The 23,197-nt window shown below is 71.2% G+C and carries 26 protein-coding genes; 21 read left to right on the top strand and 5 right to left on the bottom strand.

Annotation, left to right across the window (positions count from 1 at the left end; all coding sequences use genetic code 11):
* Positions 1-302: 302 nt before the first annotated feature.
* From ybaK to ACFU5O_RS26760, 4 genes are all read right to left on the bottom strand, one after another.
* Positions 303-800: a Cys-tRNA(Pro) deacylase gene (gene ybaK, locus ACFU5O_RS26775; protein WP_384244436.1), complete on the bottom strand. Its 498-nt coding sequence runs from the start codon at positions 798-800 to the stop codon at positions 303-305.
* A gap of 26 nt (positions 801-826) precedes the next feature.
* Positions 827-1,567, bottom strand: coding sequence for an LON peptidase substrate-binding domain-containing protein (locus tag ACFU5O_RS26770; RefSeq protein ID WP_384244435.1), 741 nt, complete (start codon positions 1,565-1,567; stop codon positions 827-829).
* Positions 1,568-1,572: 5 nt separating this feature from the next.
* Positions 1,573-2,643 (bottom strand): hypothetical protein, encoded by a 1,071-nt coding sequence (locus ACFU5O_RS26765; protein ID WP_384244434.1) that lies wholly within the window; start codon positions 2,641-2,643, stop codon positions 1,573-1,575.
* A 371-nt stretch (positions 2,644-3,014) separates the two neighbouring features.
* The gene (locus tag ACFU5O_RS26760) at positions 3,015-4,622 is read right to left on the bottom strand and encodes an oxidoreductase (RefSeq protein WP_384244432.1); all 1,608 of its coding nucleotides are present in this window, start codon (positions 4,620-4,622) and stop codon (positions 3,015-3,017) included.
* A 223-nt stretch (positions 4,623-4,845) separates the two neighbouring features.
* On the opposite strand from ACFU5O_RS26760, the gene hisD reads away from it, so the two are divergent.
* The 10 genes from hisD to ACFU5O_RS26710 all read left to right on the top strand — a co-directional run bounded on the left by hisD (position 4,846) and on the right by ACFU5O_RS26710 (position 12,844).
* Positions 4,846-6,198 (top strand): histidinol dehydrogenase, encoded by a 1,353-nt coding sequence (gene hisD / locus ACFU5O_RS26755; protein WP_384244431.1) that lies wholly within the window; start codon positions 4,846-4,848, stop codon positions 6,196-6,198.
* A 71-nt stretch (positions 6,199-6,269) separates the two neighbouring features.
* Complete coding sequence (locus ACFU5O_RS26750; protein WP_384244430.1) at positions 6,270-7,391, top strand: histidinol-phosphate transaminase; 1,122 nt, start codon at positions 6,270-6,272, stop codon at positions 7,389-7,391.
* Positions 7,388-7,981 carry an imidazoleglycerol-phosphate dehydratase HisB gene (gene hisB / locus ACFU5O_RS26745; RefSeq protein ID WP_384244428.1) on the top strand — a complete coding sequence of 198 codons (594 nt, stop codon included), beginning with the start codon at positions 7,388-7,390 and terminating at the stop codon, positions 7,979-7,981. Before ACFU5O_RS26750 ends, hisB begins: the two co-directional genes overlap by 4 nt.
* Positions 7,982-7,983: 2 nt before the next feature.
* A complete protein-coding gene (locus ACFU5O_RS26740) occupies positions 7,984-8,148 on the top strand; it encodes a hypothetical protein (RefSeq protein ID WP_384244426.1) in 165 nt (54 codons plus the stop codon).
* Complete coding sequence (hisH, locus tag ACFU5O_RS26735) at positions 8,145-8,786, top strand: imidazole glycerol phosphate synthase subunit HisH (protein WP_384244425.1); 642 nt, start codon at positions 8,145-8,147, stop codon at positions 8,784-8,786. The genes ACFU5O_RS26740 and hisH overlap by 4 nt, the downstream gene beginning before the upstream one ends.
* Positions 8,787-8,788: 2 nt before the next feature.
* Complete coding sequence (gene priA / locus ACFU5O_RS26730) at positions 8,789-9,517, top strand: bifunctional 1-(5-phosphoribosyl)-5-((5-phosphoribosylamino)methylideneamino)imidazole-4-carboxamide isomerase/phosphoribosylanthranilate isomerase PriA (protein WP_384244424.1); 729 nt, start codon at positions 8,789-8,791, stop codon at positions 9,515-9,517.
* Positions 9,514-9,912 carry a RidA family protein gene (locus ACFU5O_RS26725; protein ID WP_384244422.1) on the top strand — a complete coding sequence of 133 codons (399 nt, stop codon included), beginning with the start codon at positions 9,514-9,516 and terminating at the stop codon, positions 9,910-9,912. Before priA ends, ACFU5O_RS26725 begins: the two co-directional genes overlap by 4 nt.
* Positions 9,909-10,664 carry an imidazole glycerol phosphate synthase subunit HisF gene (hisF, locus tag ACFU5O_RS26720; protein ID WP_384244421.1) on the top strand — a complete coding sequence of 252 codons (756 nt, stop codon included), beginning with the start codon at positions 9,909-9,911 and terminating at the stop codon, positions 10,662-10,664. The genes ACFU5O_RS26725 and hisF overlap by 4 nt, the downstream gene beginning before the upstream one ends.
* A gap of 167 nt (positions 10,665-10,831) precedes the next feature.
* Positions 10,832-12,037, top strand: coding sequence for a DNA sulfur modification protein DndB (locus ACFU5O_RS26715; protein ID WP_384244419.1), 1,206 nt, complete (start codon positions 10,832-10,834; stop codon positions 12,035-12,037).
* 159 nt (positions 12,038-12,196) lie between these two features.
* Positions 12,197-12,844 (top strand): NYN domain-containing protein, encoded by a 648-nt coding sequence (locus ACFU5O_RS26710; RefSeq protein WP_384244418.1) that lies wholly within the window; start codon positions 12,197-12,199, stop codon positions 12,842-12,844.
* A 296-nt stretch (positions 12,845-13,140) separates the two neighbouring features.
* On the opposite strand, the gene ACFU5O_RS26705 is transcribed toward ACFU5O_RS26710, so the two are convergent.
* Positions 13,141-13,782 carry a TIGR03085 family metal-binding protein gene (locus ACFU5O_RS26705; protein ID WP_384244417.1) on the bottom strand — a complete coding sequence of 214 codons (642 nt, stop codon included), beginning with the start codon at positions 13,780-13,782 and terminating at the stop codon, positions 13,141-13,143.
* 84 nt (positions 13,783-13,866) lie between these two features.
* Between ACFU5O_RS26705 and hisI the strand changes: the two genes are divergently transcribed.
* The 11 genes from hisI (at position 13,867) to lgt (ending at position 22,935) form a co-directional block, all read left to right on the top strand.
* Positions 13,867-14,226, top strand: a complete 360-nt coding sequence (hisI, locus tag ACFU5O_RS26700; RefSeq protein WP_384244415.1) for a phosphoribosyl-AMP cyclohydrolase — start codon at positions 13,867-13,869, stop codon at positions 14,224-14,226.
* Positions 14,227-14,237: 11 nt separating this feature from the next.
* A complete protein-coding gene (locus ACFU5O_RS26695; RefSeq protein WP_384244414.1) occupies positions 14,238-15,779 on the top strand; it encodes an anthranilate synthase component I in 1,542 nt (513 codons plus the stop codon).
* Between the two features lie 14 nt (positions 15,780-15,793).
* On the top strand, positions 15,794-16,447 hold the full coding sequence (locus ACFU5O_RS26690; RefSeq protein ID WP_384244413.1) for a TIGR02234 family membrane protein: 654 nt from the start codon (positions 15,794-15,796) through the stop codon (positions 16,445-16,447).
* A 122-nt stretch (positions 16,448-16,569) separates the two neighbouring features.
* A complete protein-coding gene (locus tag ACFU5O_RS26685; RefSeq protein WP_384244412.1) occupies positions 16,570-16,833 on the top strand; it encodes an HGxxPAAW family protein in 264 nt (87 codons plus the stop codon).
* A 94-nt stretch (positions 16,834-16,927) separates the two neighbouring features.
* The gene (locus ACFU5O_RS26680; protein ID WP_384244410.1) at positions 16,928-17,500 is read left to right on the top strand and encodes a DUF2752 domain-containing protein; all 573 of its coding nucleotides are present in this window, start codon (positions 16,928-16,930) and stop codon (positions 17,498-17,500) included.
* A 127-nt stretch (positions 17,501-17,627) separates the two neighbouring features.
* Positions 17,628-18,437 carry an indole-3-glycerol phosphate synthase TrpC gene (trpC, locus tag ACFU5O_RS26675; RefSeq protein ID WP_384244409.1) on the top strand — a complete coding sequence of 270 codons (810 nt, stop codon included), beginning with the start codon at positions 17,628-17,630 and terminating at the stop codon, positions 18,435-18,437.
* 9 nt (positions 18,438-18,446) lie between these two features.
* Positions 18,447-18,662 carry a tryptophan biosynthesis modulator TrpM gene (gene trpM, locus ACFU5O_RS26670; protein ID WP_384244408.1) on the top strand — a complete coding sequence of 72 codons (216 nt, stop codon included), beginning with the start codon at positions 18,447-18,449 and terminating at the stop codon, positions 18,660-18,662.
* A gap of 72 nt (positions 18,663-18,734) precedes the next feature.
* Complete coding sequence (gene trpB, locus ACFU5O_RS26665) at positions 18,735-20,027, top strand: tryptophan synthase subunit beta (protein WP_384244407.1); 1,293 nt, start codon at positions 18,735-18,737, stop codon at positions 20,025-20,027.
* A 14-nt stretch (positions 20,028-20,041) separates the two neighbouring features.
* Complete coding sequence (trpA, locus tag ACFU5O_RS26660) at positions 20,042-20,854, top strand: tryptophan synthase subunit alpha (RefSeq protein ID WP_384244469.1); 813 nt, start codon at positions 20,042-20,044, stop codon at positions 20,852-20,854.
* Positions 20,855-20,957: 103 nt separating this feature from the next.
* On the top strand, positions 20,958-21,815 hold the full coding sequence (locus ACFU5O_RS26655; protein WP_384244405.1) for a DsbA family protein: 858 nt from the start codon (positions 20,958-20,960) through the stop codon (positions 21,813-21,815).
* 151 nt (positions 21,816-21,966) lie between these two features.
* Positions 21,967-22,935: a prolipoprotein diacylglyceryl transferase gene (lgt, locus tag ACFU5O_RS26650; protein WP_384244403.1), complete on the top strand. Its 969-nt coding sequence runs from the start codon at positions 21,967-21,969 to the stop codon at positions 22,933-22,935.
* Positions 22,936-23,197 lie beyond the last annotated feature (262 nt).

Here is a 23,197-nt window from a genome sequence, read left to right as displayed (position 1 = left end):
GCCTGGGCCGGGCGTACATCCTCGTGTCGGCGCCCACGCACACCCCGCCCGGCGCTCGCCTCGGATCGTGTCCGCTTCGTACCCCGGGACCGTGCGTCGGCCCCGGGGTGGGGAGGTCCGGTGCGGGCTCCGGGCCGACGGGGTCCGCGAGGGGCCTTCCCCCGCTACGCCGGCCGGCGGCCGTGGTTCGCGCGGTGCTTGCGGACGCGCCACTTCCGCTTGCGGGTTCGCTTGGACATGCGGGCCCCCTCAGGTCGGGTCGTCCTTCGTGTCGTACCGAAGGACGGGCCCCCTGTCGAGAGCTAGACCCGGCCGATCGGAGCCAGTGCGGCGCCCGTCAGCGTCGCCAGGTCTGATGGTGAGAGCTCGACCTCCAGGCCGCGGCGGCCGGCCGAGACGCAGATGGTCGGGTGGGCGGAGGCCGAGGCGTCGATGACCGTGCGGAGGCGTTTGCGCTGGCCCAGGGGTGAGATGCCGCCCCGGACGTAGCCCGTCGTGCGCTCCGCGGCTGCGGGGTCGGCCATCGTCGCGCGCTTGCCGCCGACCGCCGTGGCGAGGGCCTTCAGGTCCAGCTGGCCGGCCACGGGGACGACGGCGACGGTGAGCTCGCCGTCCACGTCGGCGACGAGGGTCTTGAAGACCCGCTCCGGGGAGACCCCGAGAGCCTCGGCGGCCTCCTCGCCGTACGAGGGCGAGGCCGGGTCGTGCTCGTACGCGTGGACGGTGAAGTCCGTACCCGCGGCCGTCAGGGCGACCGTCGCCGGGGTGCCGCCCTGCTGCTTCCTGGGTTTCTTCGCCACAGTCCTCGTTCCTCGTCGTCCCTGGTTCAGTTCGGGCTCGTCGGCGCGCGCGTCAGCTCGACCGCGGGCAGCGACGGAAGATGCCGGATCATCGCGGTCTCCGAGCGCAGCAGCTTCAGCTCCTCGCGCAGCCGCGTCGCGGTGTCCGGTGCCTGGAGCAGCCGCTGCTTCGCAGGGGTGTCCAGCACGGCCGCGGCGGCCACCAGGTACGACACCACCGACGGCTCGTCAGGCAGCTCGGTGGCCGTCGACAGCGAACGTTCCCGCGCACCGGCCAGGCGCTTCTGGTAGTTGCGGAACGCCCGCAGCACACCCTCGGCGAGGGCCCCCGCGCCGTCCCCCGACTCCTCCGGGATCTCCTCGAGTTCGGCGGTCAGAAAGGGGCCGCTCGCGTCGACGGTGAGGAGTTTGACCCGGGTTGTGCCGGTGGCCAGTATCTCGAAACTGCCGTCCTCGCGCTCGCGGATCGTCGCGGCGTCCGCGATGCATCCCACCCGGTGGAACGCCTGTACGGGGTCCGGACCGAAGCCGGCCCCCGGACCCTTCTCCGGCAGTGCGGTCTGGTCGGGCATCCCGGGCGCGGTCGGCGCGACTTCGCGGCCGTCGCGGATGGCGACCACGGCGAACCGGCGGGGTTCGGACTCGTCGGTCTTCAGCAATTCGCGCATCATGGCGCGATAACGCTCCTCGAAGACGTTCAGCGGCAGGACGAGGCCTGGGAAAAGCACCGCGTTGAGCGGAAAGAGGGGCAGGCGAGCGGTGGTCACAGCGGTCAAGCGTAATGGCCGCCGGACGGGCTCTGCCCGGCCCGTCTGCGGATCGGACCCACGGGGCCCGGCCGGCCGGGCGACGGCCGCCTGAGCGGCGTCGCCGACGCCACCTCGATCCGGGCGCCGTCCCGGGCCTCCAGGAACTGGCCGAGCGGGTCGTCCGTCAGGCAGTTCCAGGGGAACGACGTCGCGTACGGACCGATGAGCCGGAACTGCTCCATCGCCTCGGACCAGCGCCGGCGCGCGAGGAGTACGTACACCAGGAGATTGCGGACCTCGGCGGGCCACGGGTCGCCTGCCGCGTACCGGCCGGACAGCGCGATCGCCAGATCGGCCGCCGCGTCGATCCGGTCCGCCTGTACGGAACTGGGCTCGCCGCTCACCAGCAGCGCGAACGCGGCACGCGCGGGCAAGGCCTGGACCAGCGAACCGGGCAGCGCGTCCTCGGCCGCGCGCTCGGCGAAGTCGAAGCATTCGCGGTGCGAGCCGTACCAGACGGCGGAGAGGTACTGGAGGGCCGCGACATGGCAGCCGTAGTGGTGGGAGGAGCGGCGCACGGCCTGCTCCCACAGCGATTCGAACTCCGTGTGCGTCGCATGTGTGCCGCGAGCGTGGTCGAGTGCGAGCCGCCAGGGCACCGGATCGCGCGGACCGGCCGCCGCCGCGGCGTCGATGAGCGGACCGACCTCGCGCAGCCGCTCGGCGCCGGCCGGTGACTCCCAGGCCCTTCGCACCGCGAGTTCGGCCTTCACCAGCAGCGCGTCCGGGTTGCGCGGGTCGGTGGCGAGCCAATCGGCGAGCCAGTGGCCCCGGTTGTACGCGAACGCCGCGAGGCGCGTCACATAGCGGTCGCGGTTCTCCCATTCGGCCGCGTCGCGTGTGGTGGTCAGCAGCGCGGCGGCCGGCCCGTGGTCGCCGACCGCGGCGGCGACGAGCGCGGGACCGAGCCGCGCGTCGGGCGCGTCGAGCAGCACCGCATCGTCCGGGGGCAGCCCTTCGGCGAGCCGCGGGGTGTGCCGGATCATGCGGGCGGTGCTGATCAGGGCGCGGATCAGAGACATGGTGCGGACCATTGAAAGCTGCAGGTGGGGGCAGCGCCAGGGGGTATCTGTGAAGTTTTGGTAGCAGGTGGAATGGTTGTCCTGTCGAAGGTCAAGAAAGCGCAAAAGCGCGGTTACCGGGGTGGCGCGCGGAGGGCATCCGCGCACCCGCGTGCACCGGCGCGCGAACCGGCGCGCAGGCAGGCGAGGGTGCTGTCCGTGTTCACGGCGTTCACGGCGTTCACGGCCACGGCCACGGCCGGGCCGTGCCGTGCCGTGAGGGATGGTGTCCCGCCCCGCGGTCGCCTTCCGGCCCCGGGTTCCACAGCGTCACGCAGTGCGCCTTGCAGGGGCCGAGGATCAGATAGCGGGATACCGCGCGTCACGCCTGCCTGGGCCCGGCGTCACCCCCGCCTGAGCAGCCTCGACGCCCCCGCCGCCACCGTCGTCGCGAGGATCCAGCCCAGGAGGATCAGTACGGCCGCGGCCCACTGCCAGCGGCCCTCCAGGCGCCAGTAGCCGTCCTGGCCGAGATTGATGACCGGCAGCAGCAGGTCGAGGGCGAAGAGGGGCGCGTTCCACTCCGGGTGTTCGTCCGGTTTGATCGCCGCGGGGTCGTACCGGGAGAACGCGATCGTTCCCGCCGCCCACAGCACTGCCATCCAGAGCGCCGCACGCCCCGGGCGGTAGCCGTAGGCCACCGTCCAGTCCTGGACGAAGCCCCAGAGCTTCGCGGCGAGCGGCAGCGTCTCGCGGCGGCGGCGCTGCTTGGCGAGCAGCACCTCGCGCGCGTCCGCGTCCTCGCCGCTGTTGCGCAGCACCGTCGCCAGCCGTTCGTACGGCTCCGGCGCGTACTCGGGAGTCGCGGCGGCCACCCATTCCAGGCGCCGGGCGAGCGGGAAGCGGCTGTAAGGGACGAGGTTCTCGTAGGCGAAGCCGCCCATCGCCAGCCCACCGGGCCCCGGCCAGCTCGTCGACAGGTCGATCAGCGTGACGACCTTCGCGCCGTTCAGCACGACGCGCCCCTCCTCCGGCCGCTCCCCGTTGAAGCGCAGCTCGGGGGTGACGATCCTGCGCAGCGACAGCTCCTCCCGCCGGGCGTCCGACAGCACGAAGCGGGCCTTGTAGCAGTCGACCGCGTCTCCGAACCGCCCGTCGTCCAGTCGCACCCCGCCGTGGCACTCGAAGCGCCGTTCCTGCTGGCCGGGCGGTCGGCCGCCGACGGCGTCGAGGATGCCGAACGGGGGAGTGGCCCCCTGGTCCCCGGCCACGTTCACCCAGGCCCGGGTCATGTACAGCGTCCGCTCCACCGTCAGCTGCGGCGCGTTCAGGGCGCGCCGCCCCTCCACCGCGCGCAGCCGGCTGCCGCGCAGGCTCAGCGACACACCGACCTTCGCCCCGCGCAGGCTGACCTCGCCGTAGGTCTCGATCAGCTCGGCCTGCAGGTCCTGGGCGACGCACAGTCCGTCGGCCGCGATCGCCCGGCCACGCCGGTCCGGCCGCACCTGGATCTGGTTGATCAGCAGATCCGTGCCGATCTGCGCGTCCGTGAGCCGTATCCCCCGCTCGACCCGGCAGCGCGGCATGTGCAGATCGCCCTCCGTGTGCAGGCGGGCGGCCTCCAGCCTCGGTATCGCGCAGCCGACCATGCGCAGTGTGGTGAACCTGGCCTCCGGGAACGCCAGCTCGTTCTCGAAGCGGCAGCCGGTCAGCTCGACGTACGGCCCTATCGTCCCGCCCGCGAGCGTCAGCTTCCCGGTGATGAACGCCCCGCGCAGCTTGAGTGCGCAGACCCGGCCAGGCCGTGCGGGCGGGCCGCTGAGCAGCAGCATCGCGATCACATCGGCGCGCACGCTGCGATCCGGGCCCCACGCCGGACCCGAGAAGGGATCGTTCAGCAGCGGACTGCTGTCACGCAGGTCGCAGCTCCTCCCGCTTTCGAACGAGGTCCACACGGCCCGTTCGGCCGTGGTGAGATCGTCGGGCATGTCGATGCCCTGCGGCTCGGTCAAGGCCGCCCCCTCGCTTCCCCGGTGACTTCCCCGGTTTCGTACAGCCGTTCTTCCCTCTGAGTAACGGACTGAACGCTAGTGGTCATGAACGACTTCTGTGACACGGGGGATGGCGCAAAGCGCTCGATGCGCCTCGCTGACGGGTGCCGGCCGGGAGACCGGCGGAGTATCAGCCACTGATACGCGCGGCCGGTCGTCGGAGTCCGTCTGCGAGAATTGACCCGTGATCTCTCGAATCGACCTGCGTGGCGACGCCCTCCCCGAGGGTGGCGCCCTGCGCGACCTGCTGCCCCGTGCCGAGTTCGACGTGGAAGCCGCCCTGGAGAAGGTGCGGCCCATCTGCGAGGACGTGCATCATCGGGGCACGGCCGCGCTGGTCGAGTACGCGGAGAAGTTCGACGGCGTGAAGCTCGAGCGGGTACGCGTGCCCGCGAAGGCCCTCACAGAGGCGCTCGAGCAGCTGGACCCCCAGGTCAGGGCGGCGCTGGAGGAGTCGATCCGGCGCGCCAGGATCGTCCACCGTGAGCAGCGTCGCGAGACGCACACGACCCAGGTCGTGCCGGGCGGCACGGTGACCGAGAAGTGGGTGCCGGTCGAGCGCGTCGGTCTGTACGCGCCGGGCGGCCGTTCCGTCTACCCGTCCTCCGTGATCATGAACGTGGTTCCGGCGCAGGAGGCAGGCGTCGAGTCCATCGCGCTCGCGTCGCCGCCGCAGAGGCCGCGTTTCGAAGGAGACACGGCCGGTGGACTGCCCCACCCGACGATCCTCGCCGCATGCGCGCTCCTCGGCGTCGACGAGGTGTACGCGGCCGGTGGCGCCCAGGCCGTCGCGATGTTCGCGTACGGCACCACCGGACCCGACGGGTGTGCGCCGGCGAACATGGTGACCGGCCCCGGCAATGTCTGGGTCGCCGCCGCCAAGCGCTACTTCACCGGGCGCATCGGCATCGACACCGAGGCGGGTCCGACAGAGATCGCCGTCCTCGCGGATGCGACCGCCGACCCGGCCCATGTCGCCGCCGACCTGATCAGCCAGGCCGAGCACGACCCGCTGGCGGCGGCGGTCCTCGTCACCGACTCGCCCGAGCTCGCGGACAAGGTCGAGCAGGAGCTGGAGACGCAGATCGCGGCGACCAAGCACGTCGAGGACCGGATCGTGCCCGCCCTGTCCGGAAAGCAGTCCGCGGTCGTCCTCGTCGACGGCATCGAGGAGGGCCTGCGCGTCGTCGACGCGTACGGTGCCGAGCACCTGGAGATCCAGACCGCCGACGCCGCGGCCGTCGCGAACCGGGTCCGCAACGCGGGCGCGATCTTCGTCGGCCCCTGGGCGCCGGTCTCCCTCGGCGACTACTGCGCGGGCTCCAACCACGTGCTGCCCACCGGCGGCTGCGCCTGTCACTCCTCCGGGCTCTCCGTCCAGTCCTTCCTGCGCGGCATCCACATCGTGGACTACACGCGCGACGCGCTTGCCGAGGTCACCCACCATGTGGTGACGCTGGCGGAGGCGGAGGACCTCCCCGCGCACGGCGCCGCGCTGAAGGCACGGTTCGGCTGGAAGGTACCCGAGAGCAAGTGAGCACAGAGCAAGTGAGCACGGAGCAAGTGAGCACGGAGCAAGTGAGCACGGGTCGAGTGAGCACGACACCGGTGAGCACGAGCGACGTCGGCATCGACGATCTCCCCATCAGGGACGAGCTGCGCGGCAAGTCCCCCTACGGCGCGCCCCAGCTCGACGTACCCGTCCAGCTGAACACCAACGAGAACCCGTACCCGCTGCCCGAGCCCCTCGTCGAGCGGATCGCGGAGCGCGTACGCGAGGCCGCGCGCGGCCTCAACCGCTACCCCGACCGGGACGCGGTCGAACTGCGCACCGCGCTCGCCGCCTATCTGACGCGCACCGGAAGGCACTCCGTCGGCCTGGAGAACATCTGGGCGGCCAACGGTTCCAACGAGGTCATCCAGCAGCTGCTGCAGACCTTCGGCGGACCTGGCCGCACGGCCATCGGCTTCGAGCCGTCGTACTCGATGCACGGCCTGATCGCGCGCGGCACCGGCACCGGCTGGATCTCCGGGCCCCGTAACGACGACGACTTCACGATCGATGTGGTGGCGGCCTCCGAGGCCATCGCCACGCACCGCCCCGATGTCGTCTTCATCACCTCGCCCAACAACCCCACGGGCACGGCGGTCGACGCGGAAACGGTTCTCGCGCTCCACGAGGCCGCACAGCAGGCCAAGCCGTCCCTGGTCGTGGTCGACGAGGCGTACGTCGAATTCAGCCACCGCCCCTCGCTGCTGCCGCTGATCGAGGGCCGGCCGAATCTGGTCGTCTCACGGACCATGTCCAAGGCCTTCGGCGCCGCCGGACTGCGCCTCGGCTACCTCGCCGCGCACCGGGCCGTGGTCGACGCCGTCCAGCTCGTACGGCTGCCGTACCACCTGTCCGCCGTCACCCAGGCCACGGCTCTGGCCGCCCTGGAGCACACCGATACGCTGCTGAAGTACGTCGAGCAGCTCAAGGAGGAGCGGGACAGGCTGGTCGCCGAACTGCGCGCGGCCGGCTACGAGGTGACCGAATCCGACGCCAACTTCGTCCAGTTCGGGCGCTTCGACGACTCCCACGGCATGTGGCAGAAGATCCTCGACCGGGGCGTCCTCGTCCGCGACAACGGCGTACCGGGATGGTTGCGGGTCACAGCCGGAACCCCCGAAGAGAACGACGCGTTCCTCGACGCGGTCCGTGAGTTGAAGAAGGAGCAGAGCGCATGAACCGCGTAGGGCGCGTGGAGCGCACCACGAAGGAGACGTCCGTCGTCGTCGAGATCAACCTCGACGGCACCGGAAAGGTCGATGTGTCGACAGGGGTCGGCTTCTACGACCACATGCTCGACCAGCTCGGCCGTCACGGTCTGTTCGACCTCACCGTCAAGACCGACGGCGATCTGCACATCGACTCGCACCACACCATCGAGGACACGGCCCTCGCGCTCGGCGCCGCCTTCAAGCAGGCCCTCGGCGACAAGGTGGGCATCTACCGCTTCGGCAACTGCACGGTGCCGCTGGACGAGTCGCTCGCCCAGGTCACCGTCGACCTCTCGGGCCGTCCGTACCTCGTGCACACCGAGCCGGAGAACATGGCGCCGATGATCGGCGCGTACGACACGACGATGACCCGCCACATCCTGGAGTCCTTCGTCGCCCAGGCGCAGATCGCGCTGCACGTCCACGTGCCGTACGGCCGCAACGCCCACCACATCGTGGAGTGCCAGTTCAAGGCGCTGGCCCGGGCCCTGCGGTACGCGTCGGAGCGCGACCCGCGCGCCGTCGGAATCCTGCCTTCCACGAAGGGTGCGCTGTAGTCGTGACGGGACTTTCCACCCTTCTGATCGTCGTGGGGCTCTTCCTGGTCGGCGGCATCATCTCGTTCGCCAAGCAGCAGATGCCCAAGGGCCTGATCGTGCTGCTCTCCATCGGCGCCGTGCTGTGTCTTGCCGCAGGCGTCCTGCGCCTGGACGTGTGGTCATGAGCGAGCGCAAGAAGGTCGTCGTCTTCGACTACGGCTTCGGCAACGTCCGGTCCGCCGAACGGGCCCTCGCCCGGGTCGGCGCGGATGTCGAGATCACCCGTGACTTCGACAGGGCCATGAACGCCGACGGACTCCTCGTCCCCGGCGTCGGTGCCTTCTCCGCCTGCATGACCGGGCTCCAGGAGGCCAGAGGGCACTGGATCGTCGACCGCAGGCTCTCCGGCGGCCGGCCCGTCATGGGCATCTGCGTCGGCATGCAGATCCTCTTCGAGCGCGGTATCGAGCATGGAGTGGAGACAGCGGGTCTGGACGAGTGGCCCGGTGTCGTGGCGCCGCTGAAGGCCCCGGTCGTGCCCCACATGGGCTGGAACACCGTCAAGGCCCCCGAGGACAGTGAGCTCTTCGCCGGACTCGACGCCGACGCCCGCTTCTACTTCGTGCACTCCTACGCCGTGCACGAGTGGTCCCTGGAGGTCACCAACCCCGCGATGCGCGCCCCCAAGGTCACCTGGGCGACTCACGGCGAGCCCTTCGTGGCGGCCGTCGAGAACGGTGCCCTGTGGGCGACCCAGTTCCACCCCGAGAAGTCCGGCGACGCCGGCGCCCAGCTCCTCACCAACTGGATCGAGACCCTCTGATCATGGCTCAGAAGCTTGAACTCCTCCCCGCCGTGGACGTCCGCGACGGCCAGGCCGTCCGCCTCGTCCACGGCGAGTCCGGTACGGAGACGTCCTACGGCTCTCCGCTGGAGGCCGCGCTCGCCTGGCAGCGGGCGGGCGCCGAGTGGCTCCACCTGGTCGACCTGGACGCCGCGTTCGGCACCGGCGACAACCGCGATCTCGTCGCCGAGGTCACCGGGGCCATGGACATCAAGGTCGAGCTCTCCGGCGGCATCCGCGACGACGCCTCGCTCGCCGCGGCGCTCGCCACCGGCTGCACCCGGGTCAACCTCGGCACCGCCGCCCTCGAGACCCCCGAGTGGGTCGCCAAGGTCATCGCCGAGCACGGCGACAAGATCGCGGTCGGTCTCGACGTACGCGGCACGACTCTGCGCGGCCGCGGCTGGACCCGCGACGGAGGCGACCTCTACGAGACGCTGGCCCGCCTCGACTCCGAGGGCTGCGCCCGTTACGTCGTCACCGACATCGCCAAGGACGGCACCCTCCAGGGCCCCAACCTGGAGCTGCTGCGCAATGTCTGCGCCGCCACCGACAAGCCGGTCGTCGCCTCCGGCGGTGTCTCGTCGCTGGACGACCTGCGGGCGATCGCCGAGCTGGTCCCGCTGGGCGTGGAGGGCTCGATCGTCGGCAAGGCGCTCTACGCCAAGGCGTTCACGCTGGAAGAGGCGCTCGAGGCGGTGTCGCGATGAGTGACGTCGTCCGCCGCGTCGCCGGCAGCAGCCCCTGGGAGGAGAACTTCGGGTACTCCCGCGCGGTCGAGCTGCCGAACGGCCTGGTGCTGGTCTCCGGCTGTACGTCCGTGAAAGACGGCGTGCTGGTCGACGGCGGCCCTTACGACCAGGCCGTCAACTCCTTCGACGTGGCGCTCGGCGCGCTGAAGGAGCTCGGCCTCGGCAGCGAGGACGTGGTGCGCACCCGTATGTACATCACGCACGCACGGGACGTCGACGAGGTCGGCCGCGCCCACAAGGAGCTGTTCGGTGCGGTCCGCCCGGCCGCATCGATGATCATCGTCTCCGGCTTCGTCGACCCGCGCCTCGTCGTGGAGGTCGAGGTCGAGGCGTACCGAGGAGAGACAGCATGACCCTCGCCGTCCGAGTCATCCCCTGCCTGGACGTGGACAACGGCCGGGTGGTCAAGGGAGTCAACTTCCGCAATCTGCGGGACGCGGGCGACCCGGTCGAGATGGCCAAACTGTACGACGCCGAAGGCGCCGACGAGCTGACCTTCCTCGACATCACGGCGTCCTCCGGCAACCGTGAGACGACGTACGACGTGGTGCGCCGCACCGCCGAGCAGGTCTTCATCCCCCTCACGGTGGGCGGCGGCGTCCGCTCGGCCGAGGACGTGGACAAGCTGCTGCGGGCCGGAGCCGACAAGGTCGGGGTCAACACGGCGGCCATCGCCAGGCCCGAGCTGATCCGCGAGATCGCCGAGCGTTTCGGCCGGCAGGTGCTGGTGCTGTCGGTGGACGCCCGCCGGGCGCCCGGGGGCACGTTCGAGGTGACCACGCACGGCGGACGCCGTGGCACTGGCATCGACGCCGTCGAGTGGGCCCATCGGGCCGCCGAGCTGGGCGCGGGTGAGATCCTGCTCAACTCGATGGACGCGGACGGCACCAAGGACGGCTACGACACCGAGATGATCACAGCCGTGCGCAAGCACGTCACGGTCCCGGTCATCGCCTCCGGCGGCGCCGGCAAGCTCGCCGACTTCCCGCCGGCCGTCGCGGCGGGCGCGGACGCGGTGCTGGCGGCGTCCGTCTTCCACTTCGGCGACCTGCGCATCGGCCAGGTCAAGGACACGCTGCGCGAGGCCGGTCACCCGGTCAGGTGACACCTCCGTCCGCTGAACCCCTACGTCCGCCACGGGGCCTTCTCGAGCTCGCCGACAATCCTTCTCGAGCTCGCCAACGGCAATCTCGAGAAAGCCCTGCGGTGAACTCCATTGCTCCTCTAGCCTAGTTGGCGCTGGCAATGGGGCCGGGGAGACGGGTGGGGACTGTGGCGAAGCTGAACACCGAGGCGCTGGACCTCTCGGCGGGGATCTTCATCCGGTCCATGCCGGTCGACGAGTGGACGACCCACATCCAGGTCCAGTTCAGGCAGCTGCGCGTGGTCACCCACGATCCCGTGGTCCTCCAACCGGGGACGAAACTGCGTCCCGCCGATGTCACGGAAGAGGACGTCGAACTGCACTCGCTCGTGCAGCGGGGACTGGAGCTGGGCAAGAAGACCAACATCCCCAAATACGCGGCCTACATCCGGCGCCATGTGACAGGTGAGAGGGTCGGGGTGCTGCCCCCGATCCACCTGTGGACCGAACAGCCGCTGTCGACACACCAGTTCACCGACCAAGGCGTCCTGCAGAACTTCCTCTGTGTGCCGCACGGTCTGAAACTGATCGCCATCGACGGTGAGACGCAGCTGGCGAGCCACTATCACCTCCAGCAGGACCCCGGTGTCCCGCAGGACGTGAAGGAGCGGCACGCCACGGCGTATCTCAGTGCTGTGGTGCACGACAACCGGCCCTATCTGCAGGCACGTCAGTTCTTCTACGACCTCAATGTGCTGGGTGTCCGGGTGAACTCGACCATCGCGCTTGCCATGGACACCGCCGATCCACTGATGGCCGTGGTGGGACGTCTCTCGGAGGACATCCCGTTCCTCCGGGGGAAGGTCGAGCGGATCGCCCGTCAGATCAAGAAGACCAGCTCCAAGCTGATCAAGCTCCAGGACCTGCGGCAGTGCGTGGTCAACATGGTGCACGGCATCTCGGGCGTGCAGTTCGGTACCAAACCCGCGCCGGTGGAGAAAGCGGACCTCGCCGACCTCGAGACGGTCGCCCGTGACTGGCTCACGGCGTACACGGAAGCCTTCGGCTCTGAGCTCACGGACCGGGAGGGCTGCGTGGCCGGAACGGGGACGGTGCTCGCGGCTGTCGGAGCGATGGGCAAGACCTTGCTGTCGGCGCCGGCCGAGGAGCGCGACTCGCGCCGGGAGGCGCTGATCGCCGGTCTCAAGCAGGTCGACTGGCGCAAGGGTGACCACTGGCTGGGCACGGTGCTCACCCAGACACCCAAGGGCAACTTCACGATCAACGGTCCGAAGCAGTCGGCCTACGCCGTGTACGCGGCCCTGTACCACTCGGAGAACGGCGCCTACCGCCGCGTCCGCGGCCTCCCCGTGCTCGCCTCCGAGTCCTCGTAGTCCGAGTCCTGGTAGTCCGAGTCCTCGCGGTTCCGCGCCAGACATCCTCGCGGTCCCGCAGCAAAAAAAACGGCCCCGTCGCCGGGGCCGTTCCTGTCGGCATGGCCGACGTTGTATGCCTTCACACTAGCAGGCGGCGTGTCCCGCCGGGAGAAGCTCGTGAGCACCGTCATCGCCTACGTCGATGGTTTCAACCTGTACTACGGAATGCGGGCCAAGTACGGCCATCGCTACTACTGGCTGGATCTCGCCGCCCTGGTCAGGCGGCTGCGGCCGAGCGACACTCTGGTCGGCGTCCGCTATTTCACCGCCAGGGTCGTGGCCGAGCGCGCTGCCGCGGCGAACCAGCAGATCTACCTTGACGCGCTGGCCGCACACAGCCCCGGTGAGGTGGAGACCGTCCTCGGCCGCTTCAGCGACCAGCGGCCCCGGTGCGGTGCGTGCCGGCAGAGCTGGGAATGCGGCTGTGTCCCGGCCCGCCAGTACCGCCGCTACGAGGAGAAGGCCACGGACGTGGCCATCGGAGCCCGTCTGGTGGAGGACAGCGCGCTGCGGGCCTCCGATGTGGCGCTGATCGTCTCGGCGGACACCGATCTGGTGCCGGCGGTGGAGTCGGCCCAGCGCGTCGATCCGCAGCGCTTGATCTACCTCGCTCTGCCGCCCGGGAACATGTCGCCGAGCAGGCACTTCCGCTCCGTCGGCCATTTCAACATCAACGAGACGGCCCTGCGCGCGAGTCAGCTCCCGGAGGACGTCACCGACCCCGTCACCGGTGCGGTGCACCGCCGCCCCGCGAAGTGGAAGTAGGCGGGCCGAGCGCAGACGTTCCATTCCCCTACTGGGACTCCACGACTGTGTGACCGACCCGAAGTTCCTCGCCGAGCCGGAGGCGGCCCCGTCCAGGCCTGTCGTCCCGCCGAGCGGCTCGCCACCGCCATCGCCGTCGCGACGACCCAGTGCACCTGGCAGGGCAACCCCGCTCGGACGATCATGAACCGGATCGCCGAGGCCCTCGCCCCGGACCGCCCGGTCCCGCCGCCCAGCTGAAGCCCTCGCCTCGGACCCGCGCCATCGGCCGTGGAGCAGGGCGCCCGTCGGCACCCCTACAGGCCGCCCATCCCCAGCTGAGCCGTCGCCACCTTGGCGATCGCATCCGCGTCGCCCTCGAGCTCCACCCTGGCCGCGTCCTGCCGGCCGAAGGCGAAGAGCGTCAGCTCACCCGGCTCACCGGTCACCGTCACCACCGGTGCGCCGCGATGCGCGACCACCGTCTGCCCGTCGGGACGGCGCAGCACGACACCCACCGGCGACTTACGGCCCAGGAGCCTGGCTGCCTTCTCCAGCCGGGACCACAGCACGTCCGCGAAGACCGGGTCCAGCTCCCGGGGAGTCCAGTCGCGCTGTGCCCGCCGCACGTCCTCGGTGTGCACGTAGAACTCGACCGTGTTCGCGCCTTCGTCCACCTGCTTGATCGCGTACGGCGACAACTTCGGAGGGCCCGTACGGATCAGCTGGATCAGCTCCGCGTACGGCTTCGCGGCGAACTCGGCCTGCACCCGCTCCAGCCGGCCCCTCAGCGGGCTCAGCAAGATCCCCGCGGCGGCGTCCGGGCGGCGCTCGCGCACCACCGTATGAGCCGCGAGATCGCGGGTGTTCCACCCCTCGCACAGGGTCGGTGCGTCAGCTCCCGTCGCCTCCAACAGATCGGCGAGCAGAAGCCGTTCACGCTTGGCATGGGTCGACATGCCGGCCAGCCTACGGCCGCGACGCCGAGTCCGCCCAGTGGACGTACCGCCGGACGTGACGCGAGGGCGCGGCACAATGGCTCCATGACCAGCACGCCCAGCGCACTCGACCCCGCCATCGCCGCCCGCCTCAAGCGCAGCACGGAGGGTCTGGTTCCCGCCATCGCCCAGCAGTACGACACCGGCGAGGTGCTCATGCTCGGCTGGATGGACGACGAGGCCCTGCACCGCACCCTGAGCACCGGGCGGGCCACGTACTGGTCGCGCAGCCGCCAGGAGTACTGGGTCAAGGGCGACACCTCGGGCCACGTCCAGCACGTCAAGTCGGTCGCACTCGACTGCGACGCCGACACCGTCCTCGTCAAGGTCGACCAGATCGGCGCCGCCTGCCACACCGGCGACCGCACCTGCTTCGACGCCGATGTGCTGCCGCTGGGCCAGTAGGGTCGTACGCCATGGATCTCGAGACCTTCCGCAAGCTGGCGGCCGACCGCCGCGTCATCCCCGTCAGCCGCCGTCTCCTCGCGGACGGCGACACCCCGGTCGGCCTCTACCGCAAACTCGCGGGTGAGCGGCCCGGCACCTTCCTCCTCGAGTCCGCGAACGAGGGCACCTCCCACGCCGTAGGCGGTGGGGGAGGCAGGTCCTGGTCCCGCTACTCCTTCGTCGGTGTGCGGTCCGACGCGGCCCTCACCGTCCGGGACGGGCAGGCCCACTGGCTCGGCACCCCGCCCGTCGGCGTCCCCACGGACGGCGACCCGCTGAAGGCGCTGCGCGCCACCGTCGACGCCCTGCACACCCCGCGCGACCTCGCCGAACTGCTCGGTGGGGACATGCCGCCCTTCACCGGCGGCATGGTCGGCTACCTCGGCTACGACATCGTCCGCCGCCTGGAGAAAATCGGTGAGCACGGCGGGGACGACCTGCGGCTGCCCGAGCTGACCATGCTGCTCACCTCGGACCTCGCCGTTCTCGACCACTGGGACGGGAGCGTCCTGCTGATCGCCAACGCGATCAACCACAACGACCTCGACACGGGCGTCGACGAGGCGTACGCGGACGCCATGGCCCGCCTCGACGCCATGGAGGCCGATCTGGCCCGGCCCGTCGACTACCGGCCGCACGTCCTGCCGGCGTCGGAGCTGCCCCCGTACACGGCTCTGTGGGGCGGCGAGCAGTTCCAGGAGGCCGTCGAGGACATCAAGGAGCGCATCCGCGCGGGCGAGGCCTTCCAGGTCGTTCCCTCGCAGCGCTTCGAGACCCCGTGCGCGGCGAGCGCACTCGACGTCTACCGGGTGCTGCGGGCCACGAATCCCAGCCCGTACATGTATCTGCTGCGCTTCCCCCATGAGGACGGCGGCTTCGACGTCGTCGGCTCCAGCCCGGAGGCGCTGGTCAAGGTCGAGGACGGGCGTGCCATGGTGCACCCCATCGCCGGCACCCGCCCGCGCGGCGCGACCCCGCAGGAGGACCAGGCGCTCGCCGAGGAACTGCTCGCCGACCCGAAGGAGCGCGCCGAGCATCTGATGCTGGTCGACCTGGGGCGCAACGACCTGGGCCGGGTCTGCGAGCCGGGCTCGGTCGAGGTGGTCGACTTCATGTCGATCGAGCGGTACTCGCACGTCATGCACATCGTGTCGACCGTGACCGGCAAGGTCGCCGACGGCCGCACCGCCTTCGACGTGCTGACGGCGTGCTTCCCCGCGGGCACGCTCTCCGGGGCGCCCAAGCCCCGCGCGATGCAGATCATCGAGGAGCTCGAGCCCTCACGGCGCGGCCTGTACGGCGGCTGCGTCGGCTATCTCGACTTCGCGGGCGACTCCGACACCGCCATCGCCATCCGCACGGCGCTGCTGCGCGACGGGACCGCGTACGTCCAGGCGGGTGCGGGGATCGTGGCCGACTCCGACCCGGTCGCCGAGGACACCGAATGCCGTAACAAGGCGGCGGCGGTGCTGCGGGCCGTACACACGGCCAACCGGCTGAACGGCGACTGAACCCATAGGGGATAGTGGGGTGCGTGAGTGCTGCATCCGTACCCCAGCCCCGTACCGAGAGCGCCGCGGCCGCGACAGACGGCCGGCGCAGCCTCGCCGTCGCCCTGCTGCTCGGCGCCGTCGGCGCCGCTGTCGCCCTGCTCGCCTCCGGGCAGACCTGGGCCGAGGGCACGGCCGCCGCTCTCGGCGGCAGCGTGCCGCTGGAGGCCACCGGCCGCGATGTCACCGGTGTTCCGGCCGCGCTCGCCGTCGTCGGCCTGGCCGCGCTCGTCGCCCTCTTCGCCGTCCGCGGCAGGAGCCGACTGCTGGTCTCCGTCCTGCTCGCCCTCAGCGGCGCGGGCGCGGCGACGGCCGCGTACACCGGTGTGTCCGGGACCGCGGCCCTCGACGAGAAGGCGCGGCGGACCACCGGCGACACCGCGGCCGTGGTGGACTCGGTCGCTCACACCGCCTGGCCGTACGTCACCGCTGCCGCCGGACTGCTGATACTGGCCGCCGGAGTGCTGGCCCTGCGGTACGGCGCCTCCTGGCCCGCGATGTCCGGACGCTACGAGCGCGAGGGCGGGAGCGGCGTCCCGCACAGGGCCCGCCCCGTGGCCGACCCTGAGCGTCCCGAGGAGCTCTGGAAGGCCCTGGACCGCGGCGAGGACCCCACCCGCGATCAGTGACGACCCCCACATCCAGGCACCCCTGGGCGTACTGGACAATGGATGACGAGGGGGTCCCCCACGCCGCAGGGCGCAGGGGAGTCCGAACCACCCCACAGCGCGACATCAACGAGGAGCAATTCATGGCGGGCAGCGCCCACGGACACACCCCGGCCGCCTGGACCGGCGTCACCATCACCTTCATCGGCTTCTGCATCGCGGGAGTCTCCATGGTGGCGGTCAACCCGCTCGGCTTCTGGGCCGGAATGGCCGTGACCCTGCTCGGCGGCGTCGTCGGCCTCGCGATGAAGGCCGCCGGTCTCGGCATGCCGAAGCAGCAGGCGATCCGCGTCCAGGCCGCGGCGTCGGCCGCGAAGCCCGTCCCGGCGGAGGCCACGGCCTCCTGACCCGGGGTCGCGAGCACCCCTGAACGCTCCGAGCGAGGCGCAGTCCGGCGGCCCCGGGCTGCGCCTCGCCGCATGCCCGGGGGACAATCACGGGGTGGATGCCATTCCTGCCGCCGCCCCCGTGCCCGACGAGCCGCCCGTGAGGGAGCCCGCGCGGGTCCCCGTCCCCGGGCACGCCCGGCCGGCCGGGTCCCCGGCGGCCTCCGGGCCTGGCTCCGCGCCCGGCCCCGTGCGTGACTTCGCGCCCGAGCCCGGGGTCGTCCCTCCCGTCCCGCTCGCGCGGAGGCTCGCCCCACCGCTGGCCACCATGGCGGGTGTCGCCGCCGCTTTCGCCTACGTGGGCGCGATCGACCCCAATGAGCCCGGTCACTACCCGGTCTGCCCGCTGCTGCGGCTCACCGGGATCTACTGCCCCGGCTGCGGCGGCCTGCGCAGTGCCCACGCCTTCATCCACGGCGATCTCGGCGCTGCCCTGGGCTCCAACGCCATCGCCACCGTCGGCTATGTGGTCTTCGGCGTCGTCTGGGCCGTCTGGCTCGCCCGCGCCGTCCGGGACCGGCCCGTGCGGATCGGGGTCCGGCCCGCCTTGTGGTGGGCTCTCGGCGGGGTTCTGCTCGTCTTCACGGTCGTCAGGAATCTTCCGTTCGGGGCGGTCCTGGCGCCATGACCAGCAGTAAGCGGTTCCAGGTAGTGGGACGCCCGTCAACCGGATGCGGGGCCTTCGCCTTCCTCCGGATACCATCGACATTGCTGACAGTGATCCACCACCAACCTCCCGGAAGGGGGCCGCTCGCGTGAGTGTGCTCGACGAGATCATCGAAGGCGTGCGCGCCGACCTCGCAGAGCGGCAGGCGCGGGTCAGCCTCGACGAGCTCAAGGAGCGTGCCGCCAAGGCGCCCCGTGCCAAGGACGGCGTCGCTGCTCTGCGCGGCGACGGGGTCAAGGTCATCTGCGAGGTGAAGCGCTCCAGCCCCTCCAAGGGCGCGCTCGCCGCGATCGCCGACCCGGCCGGACTTGCCGCGGACTACGAGGCGGGTGGCGCGGCCGTCATCTCCGTCCTCACCGAACAGCGCCGCTTCGGCGGCTCGCTCGCGGATCTCGAGGCCGTACGGGCCCGGGTCGACGTCCCGGTGCTCCGCAAGGACTTCATCGTCACCTCGTACCAGCTGTGGGAGGCCCGTGCGTACGGTGCCGACCTGGTCCTGCTGATCGTCTCCGCGCTCGACCAGGAGGCGCTGGTCTCGCTGATCGAGCGTGCCCAGTCGATCGGCCTCACCCCGCTCGTCGAGGTGCACGACGAGGACGAGGTCGAGCGTGCCGTGGACGCCGGCGCCAGGATCATCGGCGTCAACGCGCGCGACCTCAGGACCCTGAAGGTCGACCGTTCCACGTTCGACCGCGTCGTTCCGGAGATCCCCGAGACCATCGTCAAGGTCGCCGAGTCCGGCATCCGCGGTCCGCACGACCTGATCGCCTACGCCAACGCCGGCGCGGACGCCGTCCTCGTCGGCGAGTCACTGGTCACCGGCCGCGACCCGAAGGCCGCCGTGGCCGATCTGGTCGCCGCGGGTGCCCACCCGGCGCTGCGGCACGGGAGGGGCTGACCCCCGCCCATGACCGCCGTCGTCCGCTGCGTACCGTCCGCCCGGCCGGGGCTTCGCCGCCCCGCCGGTGCGGACGCGCAGGCGTGCGTGCCCCACGCGCCCCTGGCGCGCGGCTGCCGCCCGCGCGGCTGCCGGGCACCGGCACGGCGGGTGCACGGACGGCGCGTCCGGTACGTCATCGGGGACGAGCCGGGCCAGGTCAACGGCATGCGATGGCGTCGCTGAGCGACGCGCTCAGCGATCCGACGTCATCACCCTGACACTTCTTCCGGCTTTCAGCTCACAAGGAGTTCTGGCATGCCCAGTGACTACTTCATTCCCGACCCCCAGGGCCTGGTGCCCGACGCCCAGGGCTATTTCGGCGCCTTCGGCGGCAAGTTCATCCCCGAGGCGCTCGTCGCCGCCGTCGACGAGGTGGCCGTCGAGTACGACAAGGCCAAGGCCGACCCGGCGTTCGCCGCCGAACTCGACGATCTGCTCGTCCACTACACGGGGCGGCCCAGCGCCCTGACCGAGGTGCCCCGCTTCGCCGGGCACGCGGGCGGCGCGCGGATCTTCCTCAAGCGCGAGGACCTCAACCACACCGGCTCCCACAAGATCAACAATGTGCTGGGGCAGGCGCTGCTCACCAGGCGCATGGGCAAGACCCGGGTGATCGCCGAGACCGGCGCCGGGCAGCACGGCGTCGCCACCGCGACCGCCTGCGCCCTCTTCGGCCTCGACTGCACCATCTACATGGGTGAGATCGACACCCGGCGCCAGGCGCTGAACGTCGCCCGGATGCGCATGCTCGGCGCCGAGGTCATCCCGGTGAAGTCCGGCAGCCGCACGCTGAAGGACGCCATCAACGAGGCGTTCCGCGACTGGGTCGCCAACGTCGACCACACGCACTACCTCTTCGGCACGGTCGCCGGCCCGCACCCCTTCCCCGCCATGGTCCGCGACTTCCACCGGGTGATCGGCGTCGAGGCCAGGCGCCAGATCCTGGAGCGCGCGGGGCGCCTCCCGGACGCGGCGGTGGCCTGTGTCGGCGGCGGCTCCAACGCCATCGGCCTGTTCCACGCCTTCATCCCTGACACCGGCGTACGGCTGGTGGGCTGCGAGCCCGCGGGCCACGGCGTCGAGACCGGCGAGCACGCGGCCACGCTGACCGCGGGGGAGCCCGGCATCCTGCACGGCTCGCGCAGCTACGTCCTCCAGGACGACGAGGGCCAGATCACCGAGCCGTACTCGATCTCGGCGGGGCTCGACTACCCCGGCATCGGTCCGGAGCACTCCTACCTCAAGGACAGCGGACGCGGTGAGTACCGTGCCGTCACCGACGACGCCGCGATGGACGCGCTGCGGCTCCTGTCGCGTACGGAAGGCATCATCCCTGCCATCGAGTCCGCGCACGCGCTGGCCGGTGCGCTGGAGATCGGCAAGGAACTCGGCAAGGACGGACTGATCCTCGTCAATCTGTCCGGCCGCGGCGACAAGGACATGGACACGGCCGCCCGCTACTTCGGGCTGTACGACGCGGAGGCCGTCGCGACCGTCGAGGCCGACGCGGCCGGCGAGATCGCCGAGATCGAGGGGGACGCCAAGTGAGCGGGGCTGCATTCATCAGCGGGAAGGGCCAGTTGCTGAGCGACACCCTCGCGGCGGCCAGGTCGGAGAACCGGGCCGCGCTCATCGCCTACCTCCCCGCCGGCTTCCCGACCGTCGACGGCGGCATCGAGGCGGTCAGGGCCGTCTTCGACGGCGGTGCCGATGTGGTGGAGGTCGGCCTGCCGCACAGTGACCCCGTCCTGGACGGCCCGGTCATCCAGACCGCCGACGACATCGCCCTGCGCGGCGGCGTCAGGATCGCGGACGTCATGCGCACGGTCCGCGAGGCGCACGAGGCCACGGGCAAGCCGGTGCTCGTGATGACGTACTGGAACCCGATCGACCGGTACGGCATCGAGCGCTTCACCACCGAACTCGCCGAGGCGGGCGGCGCGGGCTGCATCCTGCCCGACCTGCCGGTCGAGGAGTCGGCGGTGTGGCGGGAGCACGCCGAGAAGCACGGCCTCGCCACCGTCTTCGTCGTCGCCCCGAGCAGCAGGGACGAGCGGCTCGCGAAGATCACGGCGGCGGGCTCCGGCTTTGTCTACGCGGCCTCCCTGATGGGTGTCACCGGCACCCGTGAGTCGGTCGGCGAGCAGGCGCACGACCTGGTGCGGCGTACCCGCAGCACCACCGACCTGCCCGTCTGCGTGGGCCTCGGGGTGTCCAACGCCGAGCAGGCCGCGGAGGTCGCGGGCTTCGCCGACGGCGTCATCGTCGGCTCGGCCTTCGTCAAGAGGCTGCTGGACGCGGAGGACCACGAGACGGGGATCGCCGCCGTACGGGCGCTGGCGGGCGAGCTGGCGGACGGCGTCCGCAAGCGCTGACCGCTGCGGGTCGACTCCGGGAGAGATCCTGGACATCTCACCCGTACGGGTGGACCTCGGACGGGGAGGCACATACGTGCCTCCCCGGTTCGTTGCTGTGGGCGTGAGCGACAACAACCGTGACGGGAAGCGGGCCGCGCGAAAGCGGCTCCTGCAGGAGCGCGAGCTGCAGAAGGCGCGCGAGAAACGACGGCGTCTGTTGATCGTGTCCGCGGCCGTGGTCTGCGTGCTCGGCCTGGCGGCGGTCGTCGGCGTGATCGCGGCCAACACCGGGGACAAGACCACGGACACCTCCACGGCCACCCCCACCCAGGCGGGGCCGGTCGTCGCCCCCAGCGGCGCCGGGGGGAAGGACCGGCCGGCGATCCCGGCCGGCGCGAGCGACGCCCCGTCCACGCTCACGATCTGGGAGGACTTCCGCTGCCCGGTATGCGCCCAGGCGGAGAACATCCTCCGGGACACGATCCATGAGCTGACGGATTCCGGACAGCTCAGGGCCGACTACCACTTCGCCACGATCATCGACGCGAGGTTCGGCGGCACCGGCTCCTTGCGCGCGGCGAACGCGGCGGCGTGCGCTCAGGACGCCGGGAAGTTCGTTCCGTACCACGACGTGCTCTACCAGAACCAGCCGCCGGAGTCCGAGGACGCCTTCGGGGACCCCAAGAGGCTCATCGAGCTCGCCGGCAAGGTCGAGGGGCTCGATACGCCCCGGTTCCGCAGCTGTGTGGAGCAGGGCAAGTACAACGGCTGGGTGGAGAAGTCGGCGGAGGCCTTCCGGAACAGCGACTACGGGGGCACCCCCACCATGCTGCTCAACGGTGAGCCGGTCTTCCCGGGGAAGGGCAACGAGCCGCTCTCCCCGGAGAACCTGAAGAAGTGGGTGGCCGAGGCGAACAAGGGGAAGCAGCCGGCGACGGCTCAGCCCGGCCCGGCCGCCTCCCGAAGCGCCACCGGGTGACCTCGCGTGGCGGTCGGCGGCCCCTGGCCGCCCGGGCACGCCCCTGCCCGCACCCCCCGAGTGCGAGGCATGTCATTCGGCTGCTCGTTATGCAGACGTTGCCGGGTGGGTTGCGACGGGTCCTGCCCGGCAGGGTAGCGTCGGACCTGCCATGGACCTTGCCTACATTCCCAGCCCGTCGACCGGTGTGATCAACCTCGGACCGGTTCCGCTGCGCGGCTACGCCTTCTGCATCATCATCGGCGTCTTCGTTGCCGTCTGGTACGGCAACAAGCGCTGGATCGCCCGCGGCGGCAAAGCCGGCACGGTGGCCGACATCGCCGTCTGGGCGGTGCCGTTCGGCCTCGTCGGCGGCCGTCTGTACCACGTGATCACCGACTACCAGCTGTACTTCAGCGAGGGTGAGAACTGGGTCGACGCGTTCAAGATCTGGGAGGGGGGCCTCGGGATCTGGGGGGCGATCGCCCTCGGCGCGGTCGGCGCCTGGATCGGCTGCCGACGGCGGGGCATCCCGCTCCCGGCCTACGCGGACGCCATCGCACCCGGTATCGCCCTCGCCCAGGCGATCGGGCGCTGGGGCAACTGGTTCAACCAGGAGCTGTACGGCAAGCCGACCGATCTCCCCTGGGCTCTCAAGATCGCCGAGGGCACGAACCGCGAGGCGGGTCTGTACCACCCGACGTTCCTGTACGAGTCCCTCTGGTGCATCGGCGTCGCCCTGCTGGTCATCTGGGCCGACCGCCGCTTCAAGCTCGGACACGGGCGGGCGTTCGCCCTGTACGTCGCCGCGTACTGCGCCGGCCGGGGCTGGATCGAGTACATGCGCGTCGACGAGGCCCACCACTTCCTGGGCCTGCGGCTGAACGTCTGGACCTCGATCGTCGTCTTCGCACTCGCGGTGGCCTACATCGTGATCTCGGCGCGGCTGCGGCCGGGCCGCGAGGAGGTCGTCGAGCCACCGAAGCCCGGCTCCGCCGACGCGTCCACGGGCTCCGGTACCGCCGAAGACGGCACCGACGCCACCCCTGCGGACCCGGCGACGGACGACTCCGGCCCGCTGGACCTGGACAAGGACCGCGAGGCGGACCGCGCAGATTCCGAGTCCGCCCCCAAGGGCTGATCGCTTCGCTCACGCGCCAGAGGGCCGCCCGACCGTCCTGGTCGGGCGGCCCTCTGCGTATGCCCGTCCGGGCCGTCCTGGCCGTGTCGTGCCGGTGGAGGCAGCGGGCGGCGTGACCGGACGTCCTCAGCCGTTGGGAGACGCGGAGGCTCGCGGGGTGAGGGAACAAGCTCCCGGGACCATCCCGGGTGAGCGGGGATGCCGCTGGGCCCCGGCTGTACGGCCCGGGCCTCGCGGAGTGGCCGAGAAGGCTTCGCGGGAC

It is taken from the genome of Streptomyces sp. NPDC057445 (assembly GCF_042802855.1).
In the GTDB taxonomy this organism is placed as follows: domain Bacteria; phylum Actinomycetota; class Actinomycetes; order Streptomycetales; family Streptomycetaceae; genus Streptomyces.
The sequence above is the reverse complement of the archived record's forward strand: the minus strand, read 5'-3'. Positions and strand labels throughout refer to the sequence as shown.

Coding starts and splice junctions, on each gene's coding strand:
- ACFU5O_RS26765 (WP_384244434.1), bottom strand. CDS start 2,643: ATGGTCCGCACCATGTCTCTGATCCGCGCCCTGATCAGCACCGCCCGC.
- hisB (WP_384244428.1), top strand. CDS start 7,388: ATGAACCGCGTAGGGCGCGTGGAGCGCACCACGAAGGAGACGTCCGTC.
- hisH (WP_384244425.1), top strand. CDS start 8,145: ATGAGCGAGCGCAAGAAGGTCGTCGTCTTCGACTACGGCTTCGGCAAC.
- priA (WP_384244424.1), top strand. CDS start 8,789: ATGGCTCAGAAGCTTGAACTCCTCCCCGCCGTGGACGTCCGCGACGGC.
- ACFU5O_RS26725 (WP_384244422.1), top strand. CDS start 9,514: ATGAGTGACGTCGTCCGCCGCGTCGCCGGCAGCAGCCCCTGGGAGGAG.
- hisF (WP_384244421.1), top strand. CDS start 9,909: ATGACCCTCGCCGTCCGAGTCATCCCCTGCCTGGACGTGGACAACGGC.
- ACFU5O_RS26705 (WP_384244417.1), bottom strand. CDS start 13,782: ATGTCGACCCATGCCAAGCGTGAACGGCTTCTGCTCGCCGATCTGTTG.
- hisI (WP_384244415.1), top strand. CDS start 13,867: ATGACCAGCACGCCCAGCGCACTCGACCCCGCCATCGCCGCCCGCCTC.
- ACFU5O_RS26695 (WP_384244414.1), top strand. CDS start 14,238: ATGGATCTCGAGACCTTCCGCAAGCTGGCGGCCGACCGCCGCGTCATC.
- ACFU5O_RS26685 (WP_384244412.1), top strand. CDS start 16,570: ATGGCGGGCAGCGCCCACGGACACACCCCGGCCGCCTGGACCGGCGTC.
- trpM (WP_384244408.1), top strand. CDS start 18,447: ATGACCGCCGTCGTCCGCTGCGTACCGTCCGCCCGGCCGGGGCTTCGC.
- trpB (WP_384244407.1), top strand. CDS start 18,735: ATGCCCAGTGACTACTTCATTCCCGACCCCCAGGGCCTGGTGCCCGAC.
- lgt (WP_384244403.1), top strand. CDS start 21,967: ATGGACCTTGCCTACATTCCCAGCCCGTCGACCGGTGTGATCAACCTC.